The sequence below is a fragment of the Curtobacterium flaccumfaciens genome, from assembly GCF_018598405.1.
In the GTDB taxonomy this organism is placed as follows: domain Bacteria; phylum Actinomycetota; class Actinomycetes; order Actinomycetales; family Microbacteriaceae; genus Curtobacterium; species Curtobacterium aurantiacum.
Genome location: NZ_JAHEWS010000054.1, coordinates 1 through 6,073, shown reverse-complemented (window position 1 = coordinate 6,073; position 6,073 = coordinate 1). Strand labels below are relative to the sequence as shown.

General features: G+C 70.3%; 8 protein-coding genes. 5 read left to right on the top strand and 3 right to left on the bottom strand.

Annotated features, from left to right (window positions below; all coding sequences use genetic code 11):
• Positions 1-45 precede the first annotated feature (45 nt).
• From KK097_RS17700 to KK097_RS17690, 3 genes are all read left to right on the top strand, one after another.
• Positions 46-930 carry a S26 family signal peptidase gene (locus KK097_RS17700; protein WP_214545620.1) on the top strand — a complete coding sequence of 295 codons (885 nt, stop codon included), beginning with the start codon at positions 46-48 and terminating at the stop codon, positions 928-930.
• Complete coding sequence (locus KK097_RS17695) at positions 927-1,781, top strand: LamG domain-containing protein (protein WP_214545619.1); 855 nt, start codon at positions 927-929, stop codon at positions 1,779-1,781. The genes KK097_RS17700 and KK097_RS17695 overlap by 4 nt, the downstream gene beginning before the upstream one ends.
• A gap of 231 nt (positions 1,782-2,012) precedes the next feature.
• The gene (locus KK097_RS17690; protein ID WP_214530669.1) at positions 2,013-2,582 is read left to right on the top strand and encodes a manganese efflux pump MntP; all 570 of its coding nucleotides are present in this window, start codon (positions 2,013-2,015) and stop codon (positions 2,580-2,582) included.
• A gap of 78 nt (positions 2,583-2,660) precedes the next feature.
• On the opposite strand, the gene KK097_RS17685 is transcribed toward KK097_RS17690, so the two are convergent.
• Positions 2,661-2,993 carry a DUF4190 domain-containing protein gene (locus KK097_RS17685; protein WP_214530668.1) on the bottom strand — a complete coding sequence of 111 codons (333 nt, stop codon included), beginning with the start codon at positions 2,991-2,993 and terminating at the stop codon, positions 2,661-2,663.
• An 86-nt stretch (positions 2,994-3,079) separates the two neighbouring features.
• On the opposite strand from KK097_RS17685, the gene KK097_RS17680 reads away from it, so the two are divergent.
• Together KK097_RS17680 and KK097_RS17675 are read left to right on the top strand one after the other, a co-directional pair.
• Positions 3,080-3,436 carry a hypothetical protein gene (locus KK097_RS17680; RefSeq protein ID WP_214545618.1) on the top strand — a complete coding sequence of 119 codons (357 nt, stop codon included), beginning with the start codon at positions 3,080-3,082 and terminating at the stop codon, positions 3,434-3,436.
• Between the two features lie 77 nt (positions 3,437-3,513).
• Positions 3,514-4,113, top strand: a complete 600-nt coding sequence (locus tag KK097_RS17675; protein WP_214545617.1) for a TetR/AcrR family transcriptional regulator — start codon at positions 3,514-3,516, stop codon at positions 4,111-4,113.
• Between the two features lie 21 nt (positions 4,114-4,134).
• Here KK097_RS17675 and KK097_RS17670 read toward each other — a convergent pair whose 3' ends face one another.
• Together KK097_RS17670 and KK097_RS17665 are read right to left on the bottom strand one after the other, a co-directional pair.
• Positions 4,135-4,989, bottom strand: coding sequence for an alpha/beta fold hydrolase (locus tag KK097_RS17670; RefSeq protein ID WP_214545616.1), 855 nt, complete (start codon positions 4,987-4,989; stop codon positions 4,135-4,137).
• Between the two features lie 44 nt (positions 4,990-5,033).
• Complete coding sequence (locus KK097_RS17665) at positions 5,034-6,029, bottom strand: NADP-dependent oxidoreductase (RefSeq protein ID WP_214545615.1); 996 nt, start codon at positions 6,027-6,029, stop codon at positions 5,034-5,036.
• Positions 6,030-6,073 lie beyond the last annotated feature (44 nt).

Here is a 6,073-nt window from a genome sequence, read left to right as displayed (position 1 = left end):
CCCCCGCACGACCCCGCACCACCCCGACCTCCCGGAGCAGAACCCATGAGCCAGACCGCAGCGATCCCGCTCAGCGGAATGCTCGACCGCCCGGTCCTCCGCGGCCGTGAGGTCACCCGCTCCGAGACGGTCCTCGCCTGGACGGTCGCAGCGGTCGCCGCCGTCCTGCTCGGCGCGGCGGCCCTGTTCCTCTCGTCCGGCGGTCGCTGGTTCGTCGTCGAGACCCCCTCGATGGGCGAGGCCGCCCCCGTCGGCACCCTCGTGCTCGACCTGCCGGTGGACGTCGCCACGCTCAGCGTCGGCGACATCGTCTCGTTCGAGACCTCCGCCAACCCGGACGTCGTCTACACCCACCGCATCGTCTCGATCGACGCCGACGGTGGACTCCACACCCGCGGCGACGTCAACGGCGCGGTCGACCCGTGGACGCTCACCCAGGCCGACGTCATCGGCACCCCTGCACTCCTGGTCCCGCACATCGGCTGGCTGCTCCGCGCCGCGCCGATCCTGCTCATCGGCACGCTGATCATCCTGACCCTGACCAGCGCGTTCACCGACCGGGTGACCCGCACCTGCCTGCGGATCGCCGGCGGCGCCCTCACCACCGCGTACGCGGCGTTCGTGTTCAAGCCCTTCGTCAACGTGACGACGATCACGAACACCTCGAGCCCGACCGGGGTCGAGGCCACCGTGATCTCGTCGGGGATCTTCCCGGTCCGCGTCGACGCCCACGGCGGCAACAGCGTCCACCTGGTCGACGGCGAGATGGGCAAGGTCGTCATCCACGAACTGACGGAGAACGGGCACTACCAGCTCATGTCGAACATCGACCTCGACCCCCTCGGCTGGGTCGCGCTGATCGCCGTGTGTCTCGTGCCCCTCGTCGCGTGCCTGGCCGTCGGTCGGGTCGAGGCGGTGCGTCCCTCGTGATCCGCCGCCTGCGCGACGGTCGTGTCGTCGCCGTCCTCCTGGTGGCCGCCCTGGCCGTCGTCGTCCTGCTGAACCAGTTCGCCCCGACCCGCTCGGCCTACAGCGCACGCGTCACGAACAGCGCGAACACCGCGGCGACCGCCCCGTACTTCACGTGCACGGGTGCCGTCGGCGCCGACACCGCGAACGCCCTCTTCGCCTACCGCCTCACCGAGGCCTCGGGTTCGCGGACGGCCACCGACTGGTCGGGTCGCGGCGCGAACGGCACCTACCAGGGAGCCATGACGGCGACCACGTCGAGCCCGAACGCCTGCCCCCGCGACGCGGGCAGCGCCTACGCGCTCAACGGCTCCACGAGCTACGTCTCCACTCCGCGGTCGTACGCCAACCCGACGACCTTCAGCGAGGAGGTCTGGTTCCGGACCACCGTCGCGGGTGGCATGCTCATCGGCTTCGGCAGCAGCCAGACCGGTGCATCGAGCCAGCACGACCGGAAGCTCTACCTGACCACGAGCGGACAGCTCGCCTTCGGCACCTACACCGGCAGTGCCACCCAGGTGCTCACCACGCCGTCGGCCGTCAACGACGGCAAGTGGCACCACACGGTCGCGACGATGTCGCCGACCAACGGCATGCGCCTCTACGTCGACGGCAGGCTCGTCGCGTCGAACGCCGCGTTCAAGGCCGCGGAGAGCTTCACCGGCTACTTCCGCGTCGGGTACGACATCGTCAGCGGCTGGCCGGGCTCCTCCGCCAACCCCTACTTCACCGGCTCGATGCGGTACGCCGCCGTCTACGGGACGGAACTGACGGCCAGCCACGTCGCGGCGCACGCGGCCGCCGGTTCCTGACGCACGGACTGCCGGACTGGAGGCGCGTGGCCGTGCCCGCCCCGGGCCTCCAGTCCGTTCCCTGGTCACGTCGACGACGTGGGCCGGGTTGGCGGACCGGGCCCACCAACCCCTGGATTCGGGGCGACGAATCCCGCTGATCAGGCATTTTCGTGCCCTGGACCGTGCCAGGATCGTCAGGTCCTGAGACGTCGGCGTCTCCGTCCGACCGTCTCGAAAGGCGCCGCTCCCATGTCGTTCTGGGCCCTCTTCCTCATCGCGCTCGGCGTCTCCGCGGACGCCTTCGCCGTCGCCCTCGGCAAGGGCCTGCACATGAAGCGCTTCGACCTGCGGCACGCGATCGTGATCGCGCTCACGTTCGGGGTGTTCCAGGCGGTGATGCCGTTGCTCGGCTGGCTGCTCGGGTCCGCGTTCGCGCAGGACATCGCAGCCTTCGACCACTGGGTCGCGTTCGGGCTGCTCGCGCTGATCGGCGGGAAGATGCTGTGGGAGGCGTTCTCGGGGCACGAGGACACCGAGCAGGACACCGATCGGCTGCCGGTCCGTCAGCTCCTCGTGCTGGCGGTCGCCACCAGCATCGATGCCCTGGCGGTCGGGGTCACCCTGGCGTTCCTGCCGGTGTCGATCGGCGGCGCGGTGCTGCTCATCGGGATCACGACCGCGGTGCTGTCGTTCATCGGGGTCGTCGTCGGGCGCCGGGTCGGGGCCCGGTTCGGCAAGCCGGCGGAGATCGCGGGTGGCGTCGTCCTGATCCTCATCGGCCTGAACATCGTGCTGGAGCACACCGGCGTCATCGGCTGAGGCCACGGTCCGGAACCCCTGACAGACGGGAGGCCCGTGGCGAGCTGCCACGGGCCTCCGGTCTGGTGCTGGTGGGCGTCAGTAGCCGCCCGTGCTGCCCGCCGGAGCGTTCGCGACGACAGCGATCACGAAGATCACCCAGATGATGCCGAAGACGATCGACACGGCGCTGATGATGACGCCGGCGAGGGCCAGGCCGCGGCCGCGCTCCCCGGTCTTCTTGATCTGCGAGAGCGCGATGATCGACACCACGAGGCCGGCGATGTTCACGACGAACGCCAGGACGAACCCGACGATCGCCATGACGTTGAAACGGTCGGACGACGGCTGCATCGGAGCGCCGTAGGGCTGCCCGCCGGCGGCGTAGGGGTTCGGGTTCTGCTGGTTGTACTGGGGCGTGCCGTCACTCATGGCGCCGCGTCCTCTCTGATCAGGGATGTCTACACAGGGAACGTACAGGACCAGAGGGCCGCAATGTGCGGTGGGATCATCGGGACATGGGATGGCTGCGCCGACACCTGCTGCACGGCGGCCGGTACGACGAGCGTGATCGACGTGACCAGCTCCGGCGGTACGTGGTCCGCGGCGACCGGCTCGTCGCGTTCCTCACCGAGCACGGTGATCCGCACGTGGTGCGGGTGCAGGGGCAAGTGGACCATGCGCGTGGGCTGCTCGAACACGGATGGGACCGTGACGACCTGCTGACGATCGCCGCGCCGGTGTGGGCACCGTGGTCGAGCGGCAAGGGGCGCGATGCGGGGGCACCTGCTCCGGAGTACGCCGACCGGGCGGACGGGCTGATCGGGGACCTGAACGCCGTGGCGCTCGAACTGCGGGCCGTCGCCGAGGTCTGATCAGCGGGTCCTGCGGCCTGCGATGATGGTCGGTGCCCCGTCGCCCGAGGGGCGTTCCCGGACCCGGAGGAGCAGTCGTGCAGGTGACCCAGCCGTCCGGACGACGCGAGCGCAACAAGCAGGTCAAGCTCGAGCGCATCGTCGCTGCGGCGAGGGAGTTGTTCGCCGAGCAGGGTGTCGACGAGGTCACCACGCAACAGATCGCCGAACGTGCCGACATCGGTGCCGGCACGCTCTTCCTGTACGTCAAGAACAAGGGCGAACTTCTGCTGCTCGTGCAGAACGAGCACTACCGCGAGGCCCTCGAGCTCGGGCGACGGGCCGCAGCCGAGGCACGCACGCTCGTCGACGCCGTGGTCGCCCTGGTCGAACCGGTGGTCGCGTGCAACCGGGTGCAGGTGGAGAACGGACGCACCTACCTGCGGGAGATGGCGTTCGGTGACCCGGGCGAACCGAACCACGCCGAGGCCCTGACGATCGCGGGTGAGACGGAACGCACGGTCGCGCGACTCATCGCGGAGCACAGCGGCGTCGACGAGGACCGGGCGGCGACCCTGGCGCACGTCGTGTCCGCGGTGTTGTTCGTGACGATGGTGTCCAGCGCAGACCCCGACACGAGCGTCGCCGAGGTGGTGGCGACGATCCGCGCACAGGTCGGGGCGGTCCTGCCGATCTGATCGGTGCAGCGCGCGTCGGGGTCAGCGCCGCAGGAACTCCGCCGCGACCGGGGCGAACTGCTCCCAGTACTGGAAGACGCCGCCGTGGCCGGAGTTCGGGTAGATGACCAGCTCTGAGGCGGTGATGCGGCGGTGCAGGTCCTCGGACAGGACCGACGGCACCATCCGGTCGTGGTCGCCGTTGGCGATGAGCGTGGGCTGCGTGATCACGGACAGGTCCGACGGCGTCGAGCGGCCGAAGCGCTTGATGGCCTGCAGCTGGGTCCCGAACGCCCGCAGGCCGATGGGTGCGTCGCGGTCGACGGTGCGTTCCTGCAACCGCGCGAGGAACGCCTTGGCGGCACGCTTGCCGACGGCGTCGCGGTTGAAGAACAGGAACTCCTTCGGGTCCGACCGGGTGAGCGTCGCACGGAGGACGTCGAAGTACGTGGTGGCGACGACCTTGTCCATGTCCTTCCCGCCGCGGGGTCCGGTGCCGGTGAGCACGAGCTTCCGGACGAGACCGGGGTGCGCGACGACGAGGTCCTGCGCGATCATCCCGCCCATCGAGAACGCGAACACGTCGACCTGGTCGTACCCGAGGGCGGTGATGAAGGCGTGCGCGTCGTCGGCTGCTGCTTCGATCGTCCGCGGCACCGTGCCCGACGAGGCGCCGACACCCTGTTGGTCGAACGTGATCACGTGCCGGTGCGCGGCGATCGCGTCCACGATGCGCGGGTCCCAGTTGTCCAGGGTCGCGGCGAGGTGCACGAAGAACACGACGGGGACGTCCTCGACCGGGCCGAGCTCGCGGTAGGCGAAGGTGATCCCGCCGGCATGCACGGTCTTCGCCGGTGCCAGTGCGTAGGAGGTGACGGGTGCTGCTGCGTCGTGCATGGTCGTGGTCCGTTCGTCAGGTCGTGCGTGGAGGGGGAAGGTGCTCAGGCGCCGGTGACGACGGTCTTGCCGCGCACCCGGCCCGTGGTGATCGACTCGAGTGCCTGCGGGGTCTCGTCGAAGGGGAACGTGGCACCGACGACCGGCCGGATGACGTCGTCGCGGACCAGGTCGGCGATCCGGCGGAGCTGCTGCCCGTCGGCGCGCATGAACAGGAACTCGTAGGTCACCCCGAGCCGCTTCGCCTGGCGGCGGATCTTCCGGCTGATGGCGGCGATGACCAGGCGGAGGACGGGGTTCAGCCCGGCCGCCCGCGCGAAGGCCGGGTCGGGGGCGCCGCTGATGCTGATCGCCTTGCCACCCGGTCGCAGCACGGTGAGGGACCGCTCGAGGTTCTCACCGCCGAGGCTGTCGAGGACGAGGTCGTACCCGGAGAGCTCCTGGGCGAAGTCCTGCGTGCGGTGGTCGATGACGACGTCCGCGCCGAGCTCCCGGACGAAGTCGCCGTTGGCGGCCGACGCGGTCGTCGCGACGTGTGCGCCGAGGTGCTTGGCGAGCTGGATCGCGATCGTGCCGACGCCGCCCGAGCCCGCGTGGATCAGGACCTTCTGCCCGGCCTGCACGTCTCCGCGCTCGACGAGGGCCTGCCACGCGGTCAGGGCGACGAGCGGGAGCGACGCGGCCTCGACCGGACTCGTGTTCGCGGGGGCGTGTGCGACGTCGGACTCGTCGATGGCGATGCGTTCGGCGAAGGTGCCGATGCGGTGGTCACGCGGTCGCGAGAAGACCTCGTCGCCGACGGCGAACCGGCGGACCGCAGCACCGACGGCGATGACCGTGCCGGCGACGTCGTGCCCGAGGGTCAGCGGGGTCCTGTACGGCAGGATCAGCTTGAACTCGCCGAGCCGGAGCTTCTCGTCGAGCTGGTTGAGCCCGGCGGCGGCGACCGCGACGAGCACGTCGTGGTCGCCGACCACCGGCTCGGGGACATCGGCTCCGTGGAGGGGCTGCTTGTAGTCGTCGAAGATGAACGTGCGCATGGGTCTGGTGCTCCTGTGGTCGTGAGGGGTCTGGGGGTCTGGGG

Excerpts from the sequence above, each read along its gene's own strand:
- KK097_RS17700 (WP_214545620.1), top strand. The coding sequence starts at position 46 with ATGAGCCAGACCGCAGCGATCCCGCTCAGCGGAATGCTCGACCGCCCG.
- KK097_RS17690 (WP_214530669.1), top strand. The coding sequence starts at position 2,013 with ATGTCGTTCTGGGCCCTCTTCCTCATCGCGCTCGGCGTCTCCGCGGAC.
- KK097_RS17685 (WP_214530668.1), bottom strand. The coding sequence starts at position 2,993 with ATGAGTGACGGCACGCCCCAGTACAACCAGCAGAACCCGAACCCCTAC.
- KK097_RS17680 (WP_214545618.1), top strand. The coding sequence starts at position 3,080 with ATGGGATGGCTGCGCCGACACCTGCTGCACGGCGGCCGGTACGACGAG.
- KK097_RS17670 (WP_214545616.1), bottom strand. The coding sequence starts at position 4,989 with ATGCACGACGCAGCAGCACCCGTCACCTCCTACGCACTGGCACCGGCG.
- KK097_RS17665 (WP_214545615.1), bottom strand. The coding sequence starts at position 6,029 with ATGCGCACGTTCATCTTCGACGACTACAAGCAGCCCCTCCACGGAGCC.